General features: G+C 60.8%; 18 protein-coding genes. 13 read left to right on the forward strand and 5 right to left on the reverse strand.

Translation table 11 applies throughout. The annotated features are described in order from the left end of the window. Positions 1 to 103: 103 nt before the first annotated feature. The 10 genes from CAF77_RS12605 (at position 104) to hisC (ending at position 8055) form a co-directional block, all read left to right on the forward strand. A complete protein-coding gene (locus CAF77_RS12605) occupies positions 104 to 916 on the forward strand; it encodes an ATP-binding cassette domain-containing protein (RefSeq protein WP_011332478.1) in 813 nt (270 codons plus the stop codon). Beyond that, entirely contained in the window at positions 916 to 1713 is a 798-nt protein-coding gene (gene mlaE, locus CAF77_RS12610) for a lipid asymmetry maintenance ABC transporter permease subunit MlaE (protein WP_007953561.1), read from the forward strand. The genes CAF77_RS12605 and mlaE overlap by 1 nt, the downstream gene beginning before the upstream one ends. After that, a complete protein-coding gene (gene mlaD, locus CAF77_RS12615) occupies positions 1713 to 2180 on the forward strand; it encodes an outer membrane lipid asymmetry maintenance protein MlaD (RefSeq protein WP_007953559.1) in 468 nt (155 codons plus the stop codon). Before mlaE ends, mlaD begins: the two co-directional genes overlap by 1 nt. An 11-nt stretch (positions 2181 to 2191) precedes the next feature. After that, a complete protein-coding gene (locus tag CAF77_RS12620) occupies positions 2192 to 2842 on the forward strand; it encodes a phospholipid-binding protein MlaC (protein WP_064382525.1) in 651 nt (216 codons plus the stop codon). Continuing rightward, on the forward strand, positions 2839 to 3144 hold the full coding sequence (locus CAF77_RS12625) for a lipid asymmetry maintenance protein MlaB (protein WP_064382524.1): 306 nt from the start codon (positions 2839 to 2841) through the stop codon (positions 3142 to 3144). The genes CAF77_RS12620 and CAF77_RS12625 overlap by 4 nt, the downstream gene beginning before the upstream one ends. 115 nt (positions 3145 to 3259) lie before the next feature. Then, entirely contained in the window at positions 3260 to 3499 is a 240-nt protein-coding gene (locus CAF77_RS12630; protein ID WP_007953556.1) for a BolA family protein, read from the forward strand. A 22-nt stretch (positions 3500 to 3521) separates the two neighbouring features. Next, the gene (gene murA, locus CAF77_RS12635) at positions 3522 to 4787 is read left to right on the forward strand and encodes a UDP-N-acetylglucosamine 1-carboxyvinyltransferase (RefSeq protein WP_085654628.1); all 1266 of its coding nucleotides are present in this window, start codon (positions 3522 to 3524) and stop codon (positions 4785 to 4787) included. A 126-nt stretch (positions 4788 to 4913) separates the two neighbouring features. Beyond that, positions 4914 to 5549 carry an ATP phosphoribosyltransferase gene (gene hisG, locus CAF77_RS12640; protein ID WP_007953554.1) on the forward strand — a complete coding sequence of 212 codons (636 nt, stop codon included), beginning with the start codon at positions 4914 to 4916 and terminating at the stop codon, positions 5547 to 5549. A 125-nt stretch (positions 5550 to 5674) separates the two neighbouring features. Beyond that, on the forward strand, positions 5675 to 7000 hold the full coding sequence (gene hisD / locus CAF77_RS12645; RefSeq protein WP_007953552.1) for a histidinol dehydrogenase: 1326 nt from the start codon (positions 5675 to 5677) through the stop codon (positions 6998 to 7000). Positions 7001 to 7002: 2 nt separating this feature from the next. Next, positions 7003 to 8055, forward strand: coding sequence for a histidinol-phosphate transaminase (gene hisC / locus CAF77_RS12650; protein WP_085654630.1), 1053 nt, complete (start codon positions 7003 to 7005; stop codon positions 8053 to 8055). 48 nt (positions 8056 to 8103) lie between these two features. On the opposite strand, the gene CAF77_RS12655 is transcribed toward hisC, so the two are convergent. From CAF77_RS12655 to algW, 3 genes are all read right to left on the reverse strand, one after another. Next, on the reverse strand, positions 8104 to 8823 hold the full coding sequence (locus CAF77_RS12655; protein WP_085654632.1) for a DUF4198 domain-containing protein: 720 nt from the start codon (positions 8821 to 8823) through the stop codon (positions 8104 to 8106). A gap of 12 nt (positions 8824 to 8835) precedes the next feature. After that, positions 8836 to 10941 (reverse strand): TonB-dependent siderophore receptor, encoded by a 2106-nt coding sequence (locus CAF77_RS12660; protein ID WP_064382520.1) that lies wholly within the window; start codon positions 10939 to 10941, stop codon positions 8836 to 8838. An 87-nt stretch (positions 10942 to 11028) separates the two neighbouring features. Beyond that, the gene (gene algW / locus CAF77_RS12665; protein ID WP_064382519.1) at positions 11029 to 12186 is read right to left on the reverse strand and encodes a Do family serine endopeptidase AlgW; all 1158 of its coding nucleotides are present in this window, start codon (positions 12184 to 12186) and stop codon (positions 11029 to 11031) included. A 103-nt stretch (positions 12187 to 12289) separates the two neighbouring features. Between algW and CAF77_RS12670 the strand changes: the two genes are divergently transcribed. The 3 genes from CAF77_RS12670 to cysN all read left to right on the forward strand — a co-directional run bounded on the left by CAF77_RS12670 (position 12290) and on the right by cysN (position 16009). Further along, entirely contained in the window at positions 12290 to 13048 is a 759-nt protein-coding gene (locus CAF77_RS12670) for a Nif3-like dinuclear metal center hexameric protein (RefSeq protein ID WP_011332485.1), read from the forward strand. Positions 13049 to 13183: 135 nt separating this feature from the next. Beyond that, a complete protein-coding gene (cysD, locus tag CAF77_RS12675) occupies positions 13184 to 14101 on the forward strand; it encodes a sulfate adenylyltransferase subunit CysD (protein ID WP_007912374.1) in 918 nt (305 codons plus the stop codon). 9 nt (positions 14102 to 14110) lie between these two features. Beyond that, the gene (cysN, locus tag CAF77_RS12680; protein WP_064382518.1) at positions 14111 to 16009 is read left to right on the forward strand and encodes a sulfate adenylyltransferase subunit CysN; all 1899 of its coding nucleotides are present in this window, start codon (positions 14111 to 14113) and stop codon (positions 16007 to 16009) included. Positions 16010 to 16192: 183 nt separating this feature from the next. Here the strand turns inward: cysN and CAF77_RS12685 are convergent, their stop codons facing one another. Together CAF77_RS12685 and pta are read right to left on the reverse strand one after the other, a co-directional pair. Beyond that, positions 16193 to 17095 carry an acyltransferase gene (locus CAF77_RS12685; protein ID WP_064382517.1) on the reverse strand — a complete coding sequence of 301 codons (903 nt, stop codon included), beginning with the start codon at positions 17093 to 17095 and terminating at the stop codon, positions 16193 to 16195. A 4-nt stretch (positions 17096 to 17099) separates the two neighbouring features. Next, positions 17100 to 19199: a phosphate acetyltransferase gene (gene pta / locus CAF77_RS12690; RefSeq protein WP_064382516.1), complete on the reverse strand. Its 2100-nt coding sequence runs from the start codon at positions 19197 to 19199 to the stop codon at positions 17100 to 17102. Positions 19200 to 19247 lie beyond the last annotated feature (48 nt).

Consider the following 19247-nt stretch of genomic DNA (forward strand, 5'->3'; position numbering starts at 1 on the left):
TTGCAGTGATATAGTTCGCCGCCAGTTCGGCCTGCCCGGGATGTAGGGGCTTTCTCAAGAAAGCCAGGCGTCCGAGTGAGAGGCTGCATCGCAAGGAGTTTAGATGAGTGCCGATAACGCCTACGCGGTCGAGCTGAAGGGAGTCTCCTTCAAGCGCGGTGCGCGGAGCATTTTCAATAACGTCGATATCCGCATCCCGCGCGGCAAGGTCACCGGCATCATGGGGCCTTCCGGGTGTGGCAAGACCACGCTGTTGCGCCTGATGGGCGCCCAGTTGCGGCCATCCAAAGGCGAGGTCTGGGTCAACGGCCAGAACCTGCCGAAGCTGTCGCGCAGCGATCTGTTCGATGCGCGCAAGCACATGGGCGTGCTGTTTCAGAGCGGTGCGCTGTTCACCGATCTCGATGTATTCGAGAACGTCGCCTTTCCGCTGCGCGTTCATACCGAACTGCCGGACGAGATGATCCGCGACATCGTGCTGCTCAAGTTGCAGGCGGTAGGACTGCGCGGTGCGATCGAGCTGATGCCTGACGAGCTGTCCGGCGGGATGAAGCGTCGTGTTGCCCTGGCCCGGGCGATTGCCCTGGATCCGCAGATCCTCATGTACGACGAACCGTTCGTCGGCCAGGATCCGATCGCCATGGGCGTGCTGGTTCGCCTGATCCGTCTGCTCAACGATGCCCTGGGAATCACCAGCATCGTGGTGTCCCACGACCTCGCCGAAACCGCGAGCATCGCCGACTACATCTATGTGGTCGGCGATGGCCAGGTATTGGGGCAGGGCACGCCGGACGAACTGATGAGCTCGGACGATCCGCGTATCCGTCAGTTCATGACCGGTGAACCCGACGGCCCGGTGCCGTATCACTTTCCAGCGCCGGATTACCGCGCAGATCTTCTGGGGAAGCGCCGCTGATGCGCAGAATTACATTAATGGAGCGTGTGCGTCGTTTCGGCCTCGCCGGAATCGACAGCGTTGCAGTGTTCGGGCGTTCGACCCTGTTCCTGTTTCATGCCTTGCTCGGGCGTGGCGGCATCGGCGGCGGTTTCGGCCTGCTGGTCAAACAGCTGCATTCGGTCGGCGTGATGTCGCTGGTGATCATTGTGGTGTCCGGGATCTTCATCGGCATGGTGCTGGCGCTGCAGGGCTTCAACATCCTGTCGAGTTACGGCTCGGAGCAGGCCGTCGGCCAGATGGTCGCGCTGACCCTGTTGCGCGAGCTGGGGCCGGTGGTGACCGCGCTGTTGTTCGCCGGTCGCGCCGGTTCGGCGCTGACGGCGGAAATCGGCAACATGAAATCCACCGAGCAGCTGTCCAGCCTGGAAATGATCGGGGTCGACCCGCTCAAATACATCATCGCTCCGCGTCTGTGGGCCGGCTTCATTTCCCTGCCGGTGCTGGCGATGATCTTCAGCGTGGTCGGCATCTGGGGCGGTTCATGGGTCGCTGTCGACTGGTTGGGCGTCTACGAAGGTTCCTACTGGTCAAACATGCAGAACAGCGTGAGCTTCGGTGACGATGTGCTCAACGGCATCATCAAAAGTGCAGTATTCGCTTTTGTCGTCACCTGGATCGCCGTATTTCAAGGCTATGACTGCGAACCCACTTCCGAGGGGATCAGCCGTGCCACTACCAAGACCGTGGTTTACGCCTCGCTGGCAGTCCTCGGCCTGGACTTTATTCTGACCGCTTTGATGTTTGGAGATTTCTGATGCAAAACCGCACCCTGGAAATCGGTGTCGGCCTGTTCCTGCTGGCAGGGATCCTGGCCTTGTTGCTGCTGGCCCTGCGGGTCAGTGGCCTGTCTCCGACTTCGACCACCGATACCTACAAGCTTTACGCCTATTTCGACAATATCGCCGGCCTGACGGTCAGAGCCAAAGTGACCATGGCGGGTGTGACCATCGGCAAGGTCACCGCGATCGATCTGGATCGCGACAGCTTTACCGGTCGGGTGACCCTGCAAGTGGATAAAAGCGTCGACAATCTGCCGACCGACTCCACAGCATCTATCCTGACAGCGGGTCTGCTGGGCGAGAAATACATTGGTATCAGCGTGGGCGGCGAAGACACCCGCCTGAAGGATGGTGGAACCATCCACGACACGCAGTCGTCTCTGGTACTGGAAGACCTGATCGGTAAATTCCTGCTCAATACCGTTAGCAAAGACGCCAAATGAGGAGCTTTTGAATGATCTCTACCTTGCGACGTGGCCTGTTGGTGTTGCTTGCGACGCTGCCGCTGGTGGCTAACGCCGTGGCGGCACAGTCGGCGCACGATCTGGTTCAGGACACTACAAACCGGATGCTCGCCGATCTGTCGGCCAATAAAGAGAAGTACAAGCAGGATCCGCAGGATTTCTACACGGCGCTGAACACCATCGTCGGTCCTGTGGTAGATGCCGAAGGCATTTCCAAGAGCATCATGACGGTCAAGTATTCGCGCAAGGCAACTCCGGCGCAGATGAAGACCTTCGAGGAAAACTTCAAGCGCGGCCTGTTCCAGTTCTACGGCAACGCCTTGCTCGAGTACAACAACCAGGGCATCACCGTCGATGCGCCCAAGGATGAATCGGGCGACCGCACCAGCGTCGGCATGACCGTCAAAGGCAACAACGGCGCGATCTATCCTGTGCAGTACACCCTGGAAAAGATCAACGGCGAGTGGAAGCTGCGCAACGTGATCATCAACGGCATCAACATCGGCAAGCTGTTCCGTGACCAGTTCGCCGACGCGATGCAGCGCAATGGCAACGACCTGGACAAGACCATCAACGGCTGGGCCGGGGAGGTCGCCAAGGCCAAGCAGTCGGCCGAGCAGAACGAGAAACCTGCCCAATGACCGAGTCGGCCATTCGTCTGGACGAAGCCAGTCAGCTGCAGCTCAGCGGTGTGCTGGATTACCGCACCGGCCCTGACCTGCGGGAGCAGGGCCGGGCGCTGATCAAATCGTGCAATGCCCCGGCATTGGTGATTGATTGCTCGGCGGTGGAGAAGTCCAGCAGTGTCGGTCTGTCGCTGCTGCTGTGCTTCATTCGCGACGCAAAGGCCGCCGGCAAGGCGGTCAGCATTCGCGGGATGCCCGAAGACATGCGCGAAATTGCTCAGGTCAGCGAACTGACCGAGCTGTTGGCGCAACCCTGAACCCGCATCAATAGAGAAGCCCCCCGTCAGAGTCCTGCGCAGCGGGGTTCGCAGGCGCGGGGCTTTTTTGTATGATGTCCGACCCGTGCGCACAGGGCGCCGATTGAGGTTGAGCATGCAGGCCGTAGAAGTGAAGAGCTTCCTTGAAGGAAAGCTGCCAGGAACGCAGGTGGAAGTTGAAGGCGAAGGCTGCAACTTCCAGCTGAACGTGATTAGTGATGAACTGGCGGCGTTGAGCCCGGTCAAGCGTCAGCAAAGCATCTATGCCCATTTGAACCCTTGGATTGCCGATGGCAGCATCCACGCGGTCACTATGAAATTTTTCAGCAGCGCGGCCTGGGCCGAGCGCACCTGAGCCCTAGGGCGTCGAGATTCTTATGGATAAATTGATTATTACCGGTGGCGCTCGTCTTGATGGCGAGATCCGCATCTCCGGGGCGAAGAACTCCGCCCTGCCGATCCTGGCCGCCACCCTGCTGTGCGATGGCCCGGTGACTGTTGGCAACCTGCCGCACCTGCATGACATCACCACCATGATCGAGCTGTTCGGTCGCATGGGCATCGAGCCTGTGATCGACGAGAAGCTCAGCGTCGAAATCGACCCGCGCACCATCAAGACCTTGATCGCCCCGTACGAACTGGTGAAAACCATGCGTGCCTCGATCCTGGTGCTGGGCCCGATGGTTTCGCGTTTCGGTGAAGCCGAAGTCGCTCTGCCTGGTGGTTGCGCCATCGGTTCGCGTCCGGTCGACCTGCACATCCGTGGCCTGGAAGCCATGGGCGCGGTCATCGACGTCGAAGGTGGCTACATCAAGGCCAAGGCCCCTGAAGGTGGTCTGCGCGGTGCGCACTTCTTCTTCGATACCGTCAGCGTGACCGGTACCGAGAACATCATGATGGCTGCCGCTCTGGCCAAGGGCCGCAGCGTGTTGCAGAACGCCGCCCGCGAGCCTGAAGTGGTCGACCTGGCGAACTTCCTCAACGCCATGGGCGCCAAGGTCTCCGGTGCTGGCACCGACACCATCACCATCGACGGCGTCGAGCGTCTGGGTTCGACTTTCTACAAAGTCATGCCTGACCGTATCGAGACCGGCACCTATCTGGTAGCCGCTGCGGTCACCGGTGGCCGTGTGAAGGTCAAGGACACCGATCCGACCATTCTCGAAGCGGTTCTGGAAAAGCTGCGTGAAGCGGGCGCCGAAATCACCAGCGGCGAAGACTGGATCGAGTTGAACATGCACGGCAAGCGCCCGAAAGCAGTCAACGTACGCACCGCGCCGTACCCGGCATTCCCGACCGACATGCAGGCGCAATTCATCTCGCTCAACGCCATTGCCGAAGGCACCGGTGCCGTGATCGAGACGATCTTCGAAAACCGTTTCATGCACGTGTACGAACTGCACCGCATGGGCGCCAAGATCCAGGTCGAAGGTAACACTGCCATCGTGACCGGTACTGAAATCCTCAAGGGCGCGCCAGTGATGGCAACCGACCTGCGGGCCTCGGCCAGTCTGGTGATCTCGGCCCTGATGGCCGAAGGCGATACCCTGATCGACCGCATCTACCACATCGACCGTGGTTACGAGTGCATCGAGGAAAAACTGCAGATGCTGGGCGCCAGGATCCGTCGCGTTCCGGGCTAGTCGCTGCATCTGGACACAGGGAAGTGTCCGTTGAATTCGTTTTGATCGGGGGGGTGACGCCCTCGATGTATGTCCGGCGCCAATTGCGACCGGACATGAGTACCTTGATAAGGACTGACGTTTCCCATGTTGACCATCGCACTGTCCAAGGGCCGCATCCTTGACGACACCCTGCCGCTTCTCGCCGAAGCGGGCATCGTGCCGACCGAGAATCCGGACAAGAGCCGCAAGCTGATCATCCCCACGACCCAGGAAGACGTTCGCCTGTTGATCGTGCGGGCCACCGACGTGCCGACCTATGTCGAGCATGGCGCGGCCGACCTCGGCGTTGCCGGTAAAGACGTGCTGATGGAATACACCGGCCAGGGCCTGTACGAGCCGCTGGATCTGCAGATTGCCCAGTGCAAGCTGATGACCGCCGGCAAGGTCGGCGCGGTCGAGCCCAAGGGCCGCCTGCGCGTCGCCACCAAATTCGTCAATGTCGCCAAGCGTTACTACGCCGAGCAGGGCCGTCAGGTCGACATCATCAAGCTCTATGGCTCGATGGAGCTGGCGCCACTGATCGGCCTGGCCGACAAGATCATCGACGTGGTCGACACCGGTAACACCCTGCGCGCCAACGGCCTGGAACCCCAGGAACTGATCGCCACGATCAGCTCGCGTCTGGTGGTCAATAAAGCTTCGATGAAAATGCAACACGCCCGAATCCAGGCGTTGATCGACACCCTGCGCAAGGCAGTGGAGTCTCGACACCGCGGCTGATGTACCTGCGCGACGTTAAGTCGCGCCCGTCTATCCGCCTCATAGCCAGAATCTCAGGTGCCCAAGCGGAAACGACTGCTAAGTTAGGGCGCCTGAGTTTTTGCCATTCCTATGAGGCTCTCGCTATGACCGCACCGACTGCAATTCGCCGACTCAACGCTGCTGACCCGGATTTCGCGCATCATCTGGATCATCTGCTGAGCTGGGAAAGTGTGTCTGACGACTCGGTCAATCAGCGGGTGCTGGACATCATCAAGGCTGTGCGCGAGCGCGGTGACGCGGCGCTGGTCGAGTTCACCCAGAAATTTGACGGCCTCGAAGTCGCTTCGATGGCGGACCTGATCCTGCCGCGCGAGCGTCTGGAGCTGGCCCTGACCCGCATCACTGTCCCACAACGCGAAGCGCTGGAAAAAGCCGCCGCCCGCGTGCGCAGCTATCACGAAAAACAGAAGCAGGACTCCTGGAGCTACACCGAAGCCGACGGCACCGTGCTGGGTCAGAAGGTCACGCCACTGGATCGCGCCGGTCTGTATGTTCCAGGCGGCAAGGCGTCTTACCCGTCTTCTGTATTGATGAACGCGATTCCGGCCAAGGTCGCTGGCGTGACCGAAGTGGTCATGGTAGTGCCGACTCCGCGTGGCGAGGTCAACGAACTGGTGCTGGCGGCGGCGTGCATCGCCGGCGTCGACCGGGTGTTCACCATCGGTGGTGCACAAGCCGTTGCCGCATTGGCCTATGGCACCGAGAGCGTGCCGCAGGTAGACAAGGTCGTTGGTCCGGGCAACATCTATGTCGCCACTGCCAAGCGTCACGTGTTCGGTCAGGTCGGCATCGACATGATTGCCGGCCCGTCTGAAATCCTCGTGGTGTGCGATGGTCAAACCGATCCGGACTGGATCGCCATGGACCTGTTCTCCCAGGCCGAGCACGACGAAGATGCCCAGGCGATTCTGGTCAGCCCGGACGCCGAGTTCCTCGACAAGGTCGCCGCGAGCATCGACAAATTGCTGCCGACCATGGATCGCGCAACCATCATCGAAACCTCGATCAACGGCCGTGGCGCCCTTATTCACGTGCGCGACATGGCCCAGGCCATCGAAGTCGCCAACCGCATCGCCCCGGAACACCTTGAACTGTCTGTCGCCGACCCGCAGGCCTGGCTGCCGCAGATCCGCCACGCCGGTGCGATCTTCATGGGCCGCCACACCTCCGAGGCGCTGGGCGACTACTGTGCAGGCCCGAACCACGTACTGCCGACCTCCGGCACCGCGCGTTTCTCCTCGCCGCTGGGCGTGTATGACTTCCAGAAACGTTCGTCGATCATCTTCTGCTCCGAGGCCGGTGCTTCCGAGCTGGGCAAGACTGCATCGATCCTGGCCCGTGGCGAATCGCTGAGCGCCCACGCGCGCAGCGCCGAATACCGCATCAAAGACGAAGTGAAGGGGAACTGAACATGAGTAAATTCTGGAGCCCGTTCGTCAAGGATCTGGTGCCTTACGTGCCGGGCGAGCAGCCGAAGCTGACCCGTCTGGTCAAACTCAACACCAACGAAAACCCCTACGGTCCGTCGCCAAAAGCCCTGGCGGCGATGCAGACCGAACTCAACGACAACCTGCGTCTGTACCCGGATCCGAACAGCGACCTGCTGAAAAACGCCGTCGCCAAGTACTACGGCGTACAGAGCAATCAAGTGTTCCTCGGCAACGGCTCGGACGAAGTGCTGGCGCACATCTTCCACGGTCTGCTGCAACACAATCAGCCGATCCTGTTCCCGGACATCAGCTACAGCTTCTATCCGGTCTACTGCGGCCTTTACGGCATCACGTTCGATGCAGTGCCGCTGGATGCCCAGTTCCGGATCAACCCGGCTAACTACGCCAAGCCGAACGGCGGGATCATTTTTCCCAACCCGAACGCACCGACCGGTTGCCTGCTGGCGCTGGAAGCGGTCGAGCAGATCCTCAAGGCCAGCCCGGATTCGGTGGTGGTGGTCGACGAGGCCTATATCGACTTCGGCGGAGAAACTGCGATCAGCCTGGTGGACCGTTATCCGAACCTGCTGGTGACCCAGACCCTGTCCAAGTCCCGTTCGCTGGCGGGCCTGCGGGTCGGTCTGGCGGTCGGCCATCCGGATTTGATCGAGGCGCTGGAGCGGATCAAGAACAGCTTCAATTCCTACCCGATCGATCGCATGGCGAATGTCGGTGCGGCGGCGGCGTTCGAGGATCGCGAATACTTCGACAAGACCTGCGCACTGGTCATCGAGAGTCGCGAATGGGTGGTTGCGCAGTTGCAGGCCAAGGGCTTTGAAGTGCTGCCGTCAGCGGCGAACTTCATCTTCGCCCGGCATCCGCAACACGATGCGGCGGGGCTGGCAGCCAAACTGCGTGAACAGGGCGTGATCGTGCGCCACTTCAAGCAGGAGCGGATTGCCCAGTTCCTGCGGATCTCGATCGGCACGCCGGAACAGAATCAGGCGTTGATCGACGGTCTGGGCGAACTCTGAAACGACGCTGATCCCTGTGGGTTTCGTCCCACAGGGATCAGCGTTGGTTCATTCGTGATGCGGTTCGCCCAGGAACGTCAACGAACTGAACAACCCCCGACTGCTCACCTCTGCATTGTCCTTCACCGGCACCTCCACCTGCGCCGCAATCACATTCAATCCCTCGTTACGCACCAGCACCTGAGCGCGGCCGTCCTTGTCGGTTTCAGTGCTCAAGGTATTCGGCGCGCTGCGGTAGTCACCGATCAACTTCACGCCCGCTGCCGGTTTGCCATCCAGCAACACCCGCACCGGCAATGATTTCCCTGGGCCGACGGTCAGAGGATCGACCTCCGGCAAAATCAGCAATTTGATCTGATTGAGTTTGGGCAGCTTCGCTCCCGGCTGATAAATCGCCAGGCTGTACTTGAGGGTCTCGGTCGACTCGATGGCGCCCGGTACCTTGCTGCGTCCCTCATTGATCCATTTCTTGTCGGCGGTTTGCGACCACATGCCGTTGTTCAGGGCCACGGCCATTACCGCCGGCGGCTTCAGCGGTTGCAGTCGCGCATGATCGGTCAGGCGTTGCACGTTGACCGGGATCATCTTGCCGCTGACGTCATATGCCCATGCACCGCTGATTTTCTGCGCTTTGAAAGCGTTGTCTTCTGCGCCGTGGCCGTAGATCACTTCGATATTGCCGCGTCGTTGTTCGGTCCACAGACCATGCGCTGATGCTTGGCCAGCGAACAGCGCAGCGATGATCAATAAGAGTTTGCCGTAATGCATGGTGACGTCCTTTTACAGGTTGAATGTCAGGCTGACCGTGAAATTGCGCGGCTCGCCGGGGTTGACCCAGTAGCTGCTGTACGAGCGCTCGTAGTACTTTTCGTCGAACAGGTTGTTCAGGTTCAGGCCGAGAGTGACGGTGTCGCTGGCCTTGTAATGGGCCAGCAGGTCGACGGTGTGATAGGCCGGCAGCTCGAAATCGCTGCCGGACTCACCTGAGCGGTCACCGACGTAAGTGAACGCCGCGCCGATATCCGAGCCGCGCAAGCGACCGTCCTGAAACTCGTAGACACCCAGCACGCTGCCGCTGCGTTTGGCGACCCCGAGGATGCGGCTACCGGCGGGGATCGCGGCATCCCCCTTGGTCACTTCGGCGTCGATCCAGGCGAAAGCGCCGATCACCCTGACGGCGTCGGTGACTTGCCCGGTGACCTGCAGATCGAAACCCCGGCTGCGGGCCTTGCCCATGGCGCGGCTGGTATCGGTGCCCGGGTCGAGGGCGAGGACGTTTTCCTTGTCGATATGGAAGAAGGCGAGGGTGCTGCTTAAACGTTCGTCGAACAGCTCGTTCTTGATCCCGATTTCGTAACCCACGCCTTCTTCCGGATCGAAGGATTTGCCAGCCGCATCGAGGCCGTTGTTCGGTTTGAATGAGGTCGAGGCGTTGGCGAACAGGCCGGTGTCCGGTGTCAGTTGATAGAGCAGGCCGGCACGTTGGGTGAGCGCGTCGTGGGTCTGGCGGCTGGTGGTGTTGCGGCTGTGGTCATCGATGGTTTGCTCGAAGTGCTCGAATCGCGCCCCGATCATCCCGCGCAGTTTTTCGCTGAAGACGATTTGATCCTGCAGGTTCAGCGCATGGCTTTCGACGTGTTCGAAGAAGTCTGTACCGGAGCGTGCGCCGTTGGGTTTGGGCTGGCCGTACACCGGGTTATAGATATCGATGGCGTAAGGCCCGCCGGCGATGGTGGTGACGCGCTCGTTCTTGCGGAAGTTCTCGTACTCGCTGCCGATCAGCAGTTCGTGCTGCCAGGTGCCGAGGTCGAACAGACCGCGCAGTTCCAGTTGGGTGATGCTGTCGTGCCAGTTGGTATCGCGTTCGCGATAGCGGCGGTTGACGGTGTGGCCATCGGCATTCAAGGGACGGTTTTCGGAGGCGAAACCCCAGAGTTTGCCCTCCTTGTAATGGCTGGCCAGGCGCAGTTTCCAGGCATCGTTGAGGTGGTGCTCAAGCGTGGCTTGCAGTCTGTTGTTGTGGTTGTCGATGTTGCCGTCGTTCGGCTCACCCAGGAATGTCGAGCGCGAGACGCCGCTCCATTTATTGTTAGGTGCAACGATGCCGCGGTCGAAGGTCGAGCCATGACGCACGAATTCGCTCTCCACCAGCAGGCTGGTGTCCGGGTTCAACTGCCAACTGAGAGAGGGGGCAACGAATACACGTTTACTGTCGACGTGGTCGCGAAAGCTGTTGTTGTCCTCGACCGCGAGATTGATTCGCGACAGCACATCGCCCTGATCATCCAGCGGCGTGTTGACGTCCAGCGCGGTGCGATAGCGATCCCGACTGCCGGCGCTGGTTTGCAGGGTGGTGAAGGCCGCTGGCTGCGGTTTTTTGGTGACGATGTTTACCGTGCCGCCCGGATCACCTCGGCCATACAGGCTGGCGGCCGGTCCTTTTAGCACTTCGATGCGCTCGATGTTGGCGGCGTCCGGTGTGCTCGGATAACCACGGTTGGCGCTGAAGCCGTCCTGGTAAAACTCAGAGGTGGTGAAGCCGCGCACGCTGTATTCGTAAAGCGTCAGGCCGCCGAAGTTGTTTTGCTTCGACACGCCACCGGCGAAATCCAGCGCGCGTTCTACGCTGGTGCTGCCCAAATCCTTGAGCACGCTGGCGGGCACCACGCTGATGGCCTGCGGAATATCGCGGATCGCGGTGTCGGTTTTGGTGGCGCTGGACGAGCGGGTAGCGCGATAGCCTTTGACCGGGCCGGCAGGGGATTCGTAATCGGAGATGACGCTGATGGCGTCGAGTTCAAGCGTTTGCGGTTCATCGGCAAACGCGGGATCGCCCAGCAGGCCAAGGGTCAGGCCGAGGAGGGAGGCCTTTTTTCGAGACGACATGTTATGTTGTTCCAATGTTCTAATTGAAACAATATAACATGCCTGTTGAGAATGTCTGTTATTCGCGTCAGTGACGCGAACAAAGTCTTACTCTTCTTTTTCCTTCACCGGCGCCGGCGGTGGGCGCAGACCGATTTCAGCCGTGAGCTTGATCTCCTTGCCGTTGCGCATCACCTGAATCGTGACCTTGTCGGTCGGCTTGATCCGCGCCACCTGGTTCATCGACTTGCGGCCATCACCGGCCGGTTCGCCGTCGATGCTCAGGATCACGTCACCCAGTTGCAGGCCGGCCTTCTGGGCCGGGCCATCGCGGAAAATCCCCGCCACTACAATTCCCGGACGCCCGGACAGGCCAAACGACTCGGCCAGCTCCTGGGTCAGCGGTTGCACTTCAATGCCCAGCCAGCCGCGAATCACCTGGCCGTGTTCGATGATCGACTTCATCACTTCCATCGCCAGTTTCACCGGGATCGCAAAACCGATCCCTTGTGAACCCCCGGACTTGGAGAAAATCGCAGTGTTGATGCCAGTCAGGTTGCCGTTGGCGTCGACCAGCGCACCACCGGAGTTGCCCGGGTTGATCGCCGCGTCGGTCTGGATGAAATCTTCGTAGTTGTTCAGGCCCAGCTGGTTACGGCCGGTGGCGCTGATGATGCCCATGGTCACGGTCTGGCCGACCCCGAACGGGTTGCCGATCGCCAGTGCGACGTCGCCAATGCGGATATTGTCGGAGCGTCCGACGGTGATCGCCGGCAGGTTCTTCAGGTCGATCTTCAGGACGGCGAGGTCGGTTTCCGGATCGCTGCCGATCACTCGGGCCAGGGTTTCGCGACCGTCCTTGAGCGCCACGACGATCTGGTCAGCGCCGCTGGTGACGTGGTTGTTGGTCAGGATGTAGCCTTCCGGGCTCATGATCACGCCGGAGCCGAGGCTTGATTCCATGCGCTTCTGCTTCGGCGAATTGTCACCGAAGAAGCGGCGGAACTGCGGATCCTCGAACAGCGGATGGCTCGGCTTGTTGATGACTTTGGTGGTGTAGAGGTTGACCACCGACGGCGCAGCGATGGTCACCGCGTCCGCGTAGGACACTGGCCCCTGCTGCACGCTGGTGGTCTGCGGGGCCTGTTGCAGGTTGACGTCGAGGCTCGGAAGCCCGACCCACTGCGGGTAACGCTGAATAATCAACAGAGCGATAAGCACACCGGCCAACAGCGGCCAGCCGAAAAAACGCAGCGCCTTGAGCATTAAGCACGTCCTGGAAAAGTTGCAGGCGGGGGCAGACCGCCCATAATGTCGCGCATTATACGAGGCCGCGCGCGCCTCTGAACGGGATATTTAGGAGTCTTTCATGGCCGTCGCCCTGAGCACCCTGGTCGAAGAAGCCGACCGTTACCTCGGCAGTGCGAAAATTGCCGATTATTGCCCCAACGGCCTGCAGGTCGAGGGCCGTCCGCAGGTGATGCGCATCGTCAGCGGCGTCACCGCCAGCCAGGCGTTGCTCGATGCCGCCGTCGAGGCCGAAGCCGATCTGGTGCTGGTGCATCACGGCTATTTCTGGAAGGGCGAAAACCCGTGCATCACCGGCATGAAGCAGCGCCGTCTGAAGACGCTGCTCAAGCACGATATCAGTCTGCTCGGTTATCACCTGCCGCTGGATCTGCACCCGGACGTCGGCAATAACGTGCAGTTGGCCCGTCAGTTGGACATCACTGTCGAAGGGCCGCTGGATCCGGACAATCTGAAGATCGTCGGTCTGGTCGGTTCGCTGAGCGAGCCAATGACCCCGCGTGACTTCGCCCGCAAAGTGCAGGAAGTCATGGGCCGCGAGCCGCTGCTGGTCGAAGGCAGCGCGATGATCCGTCGAGTCGGCTGGTGTACCGGCGGCGGCCAGGGTTACATCGACAATGCGATCGCGGCCGGCGTCGATCTGTTCCTCAGCGGTGAAGCTTCCGAGCAGACATTCCACAGCGCCCGGGAAAACGACATCAGCTTCATCGCCGCCGGCCATCACGCCACCGAACGCTATGGCGTGCAGGCGCTGGGTGACTATCTGGCGAAACGCTTTGCTCTGGAACACATCTTTATCGACTGCCCGAATCCGATCTGAGCGCCCGAACGGGCAGGCATATTCATATACCCTTTCGATCTAGTCGGCGTCCTGATTAGAAGAGGTCGCTGTGCTAGGATTCCCCGCTCGAACACGGCCCGCTGGCCGTTCATAAGAAAGCTTTCGTGAGTAGCCATGGTCGACAAACTGACGCATCTGAAACAGCTGGAGGCGGAAAGCATCCACATCATCCGCGAGGTGGCCGCCGAGTTCGACAACCCGGTAATGCTGTACTCCATCGGTAAAGACTCCGCCGTGATGCTGCATCTGGCACGCAAGGCGTTCTTCCCGGGCAAACTGCCGTTTCCGGTGATGCACGTCGACACCCGCTGGAAATTCCAGGAAATGTACAAGTTCCGCGACAAGATGGTCGAAGAGCTTGGCCTGGACCTCATCACTCACATCAACCCCGACGGCGTGGCGCAGAACATCAACCCGTTCACCCACGGCAGCGCCAAGCACACCGACATCATGAAGACCGAGGGCCTGAAGCAGGCACTCGACAAGCATGGTTTCGACGCAGCCTTCGGCGGTGCCCGTCGCGATGAAGAGAAGTCCCGCGCCAAGGAGCGCGTCTACTCGTTCCGCGACAGCAAACACCGCTGGGACCCGAAGAACCAGCGCCCGGAGCTGTGGAACGTCTACAACGGCAAGGTCAACAAGGGCGAATCCATTCGTGTGTTCCCGCTGTCGAACTGGACCGAGCTGGACATCTGGCAGTACATCTACCTCGAAGGCATCCCGATCGTACCGCTGTACTTCGCGGCAGAGCGCGAAGTGATCGAGAAGAACGGCACGCTGATCATGATCGACGACGAGCGCATCCTCGAGCACCTGTCCGACGAGGACAAGGCGCGCATCGTCAAAAAGAAAGTGCGTTTCCGTACCCTTGGCTGCTACCCGTTGACGGGCGCGGTGGAGTCCGAGGCCGAAAGCCTGACGGACATCATTCAGGAAATGCTCCTGACGCGAACTTCCGAGCGCCAGGGCCGGGTCATCGACCACGATGGCGCAGGCTCGATGGAAGACAAGAAACGTCAAGGCTATTTCTAAGGGGCTGTCATGTCGCACGCATCTGATTTGATCAGCGAGGACATCCTCGCCTACCTGGGCCAGCACGAACGTAAAGAGCTGCTGCGCTTTTTGACCTGCGGTAACGTCGATGACGGCAAGAGCACCCTGATCGGGCGCCTGCTGCACGACTCGAAGATGATCTACGAAGATCACCTGGAAGCCATCACCCGCGATTCGAAGAAAGTCGGCACCACCGGTGACGACATCGACCTGGCATTGCTGGTCGACGGCCTGCAGGCCGAGCGCGAGCAGGGCATCACCATCGATGTCGCCTACCGCTATTTCTCTACCGCCAAGCGCAAATTCATCATCGCCGACACCCCCGGCCATGAGCAGTACACCCGCAACATGGCCACCGGTGCGTCCACCTGTGACCTGGCGATCATCCTGGTCGACGCCCGTTACGGCGTGCAGACCCAGACCCGTCGCCACAGCTTCATTGCCTCGTTGCTGGGCATCAAGCACATCGTCGTCGCCATTAACAAGATGGACCTCAAGGGTTTCGATCAGGGCGTGTTCGAGTCGATCAAGGCCGACTACCTGAAGTTCGCCGAAGGCTTGAAGATGAAGCCGACGAGCATGCACTTCGTGCCGATGTCCGCTCTCAAGGGCGACAACGTGGTGAACAAGTCCGAGCGCTCGCCGTGGTACACCGGCCAGTCGCTGATGGAAATCCTCGAGACCGTGGAAGTGGCGGGTGACCGCAACTTCACCGATCTGCGTTTCCCGGTGCAGTACGTCAACCGTCCGAACCTGAACTTCCGCGGTTTCGCCGGCACTTTGGCCAGCGGCATCGTCAAGAAGGGCGACGAAGTCGTGGTCCTGCCGTCGGGCAAGAGCAGCCGCGTGAAATCCATCGTCACCTTCGAGGGCGAACTGGAACACGCAGGTCCTGGCCAAGCGGTAACGCTGACCATGGAAGACGAGATCGACATCTCCCGTGGCGACCTGCTGGTCCACGCCGACAATGTTCCGCCGGTCACCGACAGCTTCGAAGCGATGCTGGTGTGGATGGCTGAAGAGCCGATGCTGCCGGGCAAGAAATACGACATCAAGCGTGCTACCAGTTACGTGCCGGGTTCCATCGCCAGCATCGTCAACAAGGTTGACGTCAACACCCTCGAAGAAGGCCCGGCGAGCGCGTTGCAGCTCAATGAAATCGGCAAGGTGAAGATCGCGCTCGACGCGCCGATCGCCCTCGACGGTTACGACAGCAATCGCACCACCGGCGCGTTCATCGTCATCGACCGTTTGACCAACGGCACCGTCGGCGCCGGCATGATCGTCGCTCAGCCGGTGACCCACGGTACGGCCACGCACCACGGCAAACTGGCCCACGTAGCGACCGAAGAACGCGCCCAGCGTTTCGGCCAGCAACCGGCCACCGTGCTGTTCAGCGGCCTGTCCGGCGCTGGCAAGAGCACGCTGGCCTATGCCGTCGAGCGCAAACTGTTCGATATGGGCCGTGCGGTGTTCGTGCTGGATGGTCAGAACCTGCGTCACGACCTCAACAAAGGCCTGCCGCAGGATCGCGCCGGTCGCACTGAGAACTGGCGTCGTGCTGCACACGTGGCGCGTCAGTTCAACGAAGCCGGTCTGCTGACACTTGCGGCTTTCGTGGCGCCGAGTGCCGAAGGTCGTGAACAGGCCAGGGATCTGATCGGCAAGGAGCGTCTACTGACAGTCTATGTCCAGGCCTCGCCGACTGTCTGCGCCGAGCGTGATCCGCAAGGTTTGTACGCTGCCGGTGGCGATAACATTCCGGGTGAGTCGTTCCCGTATGACGTACCGCTGGATGCTGATCTGGTGATCGATACCCAATCGTTGTCGCTGGATGAAAGCGTCAAGCAAGTGCTGGATCTGCTGCGCAAGCGTGGCGCGATTTAAGCGTCAGATGAAAGAAGAAAACCCGCAGACAAGTGATTGTCTGCGGGTTTTTTGTTGCCTTTGATATTGCTATCGCTGGCAAGCCAGCTCCCACAGGGTTCCTGCCTTACACAATATTTGTGTGCGCTGAAAATCCACTGTGGGAGCGGGCTTGCCCGCGATGAGGGCATTACAGACACCTGATTACTTCGTTGGATACTCGCTGTGCATCTGCGCAAGCAGCGCATCCTTGTCTTGCCACAGCTGATTGATCCAGCCCTGGAATTGCAGGCGGTACTCGCCGTCCTGGTCGTAGTTCCTGCCGATGAACTGCGGCGGGATCTTCAGCTCTTCAAAGTGCACCACTACGTCTCGGACGTTGCCGCACAGCAGGTCCCAGAAGCCAGGGCGTCCGCCTGGGTAGTGAATGGTCACGTTGACGATCGATTCCAGCTGTTCGCCCATCGCATCCAGTACGAATGCGATGCCGCCGGCCTTGGGCTTGAGCAGGTGTTTGAACGGAGATTGCTGCTGCGCGTGTTTGCCTTCGGTAAAGCGTGTGCCCTCGACGAAGTTGAAGATGCCCACCGGGTTGTCGCGGAATTTCGCGCAGGTCTTGCGGGTGGTTTCGAGGTCTTTGCCTTTCTTTTCCGGGTGTTTCTCCAGATAGGCTTTCGAATAGCGCTTCATGAACGGGAAGCCGAGTGTCCACCACGCGAGGCCGATCACCGGGACCCAGATCAGTTCCTGCTTGAGAAAGAACTTCAGCGGCTGAATGCGTCGGTTGAGCACGTATTGCAGCACCAGAATATCGACCCAGCTCTGGTGGTTGCTGGTGATCAGGTACGAGTGTTGATAGTCCAGGCCTTGCAGACCGCTGAGGTGCCAGCGGGTGCGGCGGACCAGGTTCATCCAGCCTTTGTTGTTGCTGATCCAGGCTTCGTGGGTGTGGCTCATCAGCCAGCGCGAGGCGCGGCGTGCGAGGTCGAACGGCAGCACTTTGATCAGTGCCACGAGAAACAGGAACGAGCACAGCAGGATCGTGTTCAGCGCCAGCAGCAGCGCAGCGATCACGCCGCGCAGGGTGGCAGGGAGAAAAGCCAGCATCGGGTCAGATATCCAGAGGTCGGTTGGCAGCCTGAATCGCGGTCAGGGCGATGGTGTAGACGATGTCGTCGACCTGCGCGCCGCGCGGCAGATCGTTCACCGGTTTGCGCAGGCCTTGCAGCATCGGGCCGAGGCTGACGCAATCGGCACTGCGCTGCACGGCTTTGTGGGTGGTGTTGCCGGTGTTCAGGTCGGGGAACACGAACACCGTGGCGCGACCGGCCACCTGGCTGTTCGGTGCCAGTTGCCGGGCCACGGATTCGTTGGCGGCGGCGTCGTACTGCAACGGGCCGTCGATCAGCAAAGAGTGCTGTTGTTCGTGGGCGAGCAGGGTGGCTTCGCGGACCTTTTCGACTTCCTCGCCGGTGGCCGATTCGCCGCTGGAGTAGCTGATCATCGCCACGCGCGGGGTGATGCCGAACGCGGCGGCCGAGTCGGCGCTTTGCAGGGCGATTTCGGCCAGTTCGCTGGCGCTCGGGTGCGGATTCATCACGCAGTCGCCGTAGACCAGCACCTCCTCGGGGAACAGCATGAAGAACACCGACGACACCAGCGTGCAGCCCGGCGCGGTCTTGATCAGTTGAAGCGCCGGGCGAATGGTGTTGGCGGTGGTGTTGATGATGCCGGAGACCAGTCCGTCGACCTCATCCAGCGCCAGCATCATGGTGCCGATCACCACGGTGTCTTCCAGTTGTTGCTCGGCCATTGGCGCATTGAGGCTTTTGCTCTTGCGCAGGGCGACCATCGGTTCGACGTAGCGCTCGCGGATCAGATCCGGATCGAGGATTTCCAGCCCCGGCGGCAGCGTGATGCCCTGGGCACGGGCGACGGCTTCGACGTCCACCGGTTTGGCCAGCAGCACGCAACGGGCAATCCCGCGTTCCTGACAGATCGCCGCCGCTTGCACGGTGAGCGGTTCGCTGCCTTCGGGCAGGACGATGCGTTTGTTGGCGGCCTGGGCGCGTTGAATCAATTGATAGCGGAACACCGCCGGCGACAGGCGCATTTCCCGTGGCGTACCGCAGCGCTGGTGCAGCCAGTTGGCATCCAGATGGCTGGCGACGAAATCGGTGATGATCTCCGCACGTTCGCGGTCATCGACGGGGATTTCCTTGTTCAGGCCGTTGAGCAGGTTGGCCGTGTCGTAGGAGCCGGTGCTCACCGACAGCACCGGCAAGCCAGCCTGCAACGCGCCACGGCACAAGTCCATGATGCGTGGGTCGGGCAGGGTGTCGCTGGTCAGCAGCAGGCCGGCCAGCGGCACACCGTTGATGGCTGCGAGGCTGACCGCGAGGATGATGTCGTCGCGATCGCCGGGGGTCACCACCAGCACGCCGGGCTTGAGCAGATCGACGGTGTTGCGCATGGTGCGCGCGCAAATGATGGTCTTGGTCATGCGCCGGGTTTCGTAGTCGCCGGCGTTGAGCACCTGGGCGCCCATCAGATCGGCCACATCGCGGGTGCGCGGGGCGTTGAGTTCGGGCTGGAACGGAATGCAGCCGAGCAGACGGAAATCACCGGTGCGCAGCAAGGGCGAATGCTCTTTCAGTCGCGCGGCGAAGGCGTCCATGCTTTCGTCGGTCTTGACCTTGTTGAGGATCACGCCGAGGACTTTCGGGTCTTTCGGCCCGCCGAACAACTGCGCCTGCAACTCGACTCGGCCTGACAGCTCGGTCAGCACTTCGTTTTCCGGGGCCGAGACCAGAATCACCTCGGCATCCAGGCTCTTGGCCAGGTGCAGGTTGACCCGCGCGGCGTAGCTGGCGCTGCGGGTCGGTACCATGCCTTCGACGACCAGCACGTCTTTGCCGATGGCGGCCTGCTGGTAGAGGGTGATGATTTCTTCAAGCAATTCGTCGAGCTGACCGTCGCCGAGCATCCGCTCGACATGGGCCAGGCCCAGTGGCTGCGGCGGTTTCAGGCCGTGGGTGCGGGCCACCAGCTCGGTGGAGCGCTCAGGGCCGGTGTCGCCCGGATGCGGCTGGGCAATCGGTTTGAAGAAGCCGACTTTCAGCCCGGCCCGTTCCAGCGTACGCACCAGCCCGAGGCTGATGGAGGTCAGACCCACACCAAAGTCGGTGGGCGCGATAAAAAAAGTTTGCATGCGGATTCTCTAAGGGTGCATGGCAATGGCGATCGTCTCTGTGTGCCG

The sequence above is a fragment of the Pseudomonas sp. R15(2017) genome, from assembly GCF_002112685.1.
GTDB lineage: Bacteria > Pseudomonadota > Gammaproteobacteria > Pseudomonadales > Pseudomonadaceae > Aquipseudomonas > Aquipseudomonas glycinae.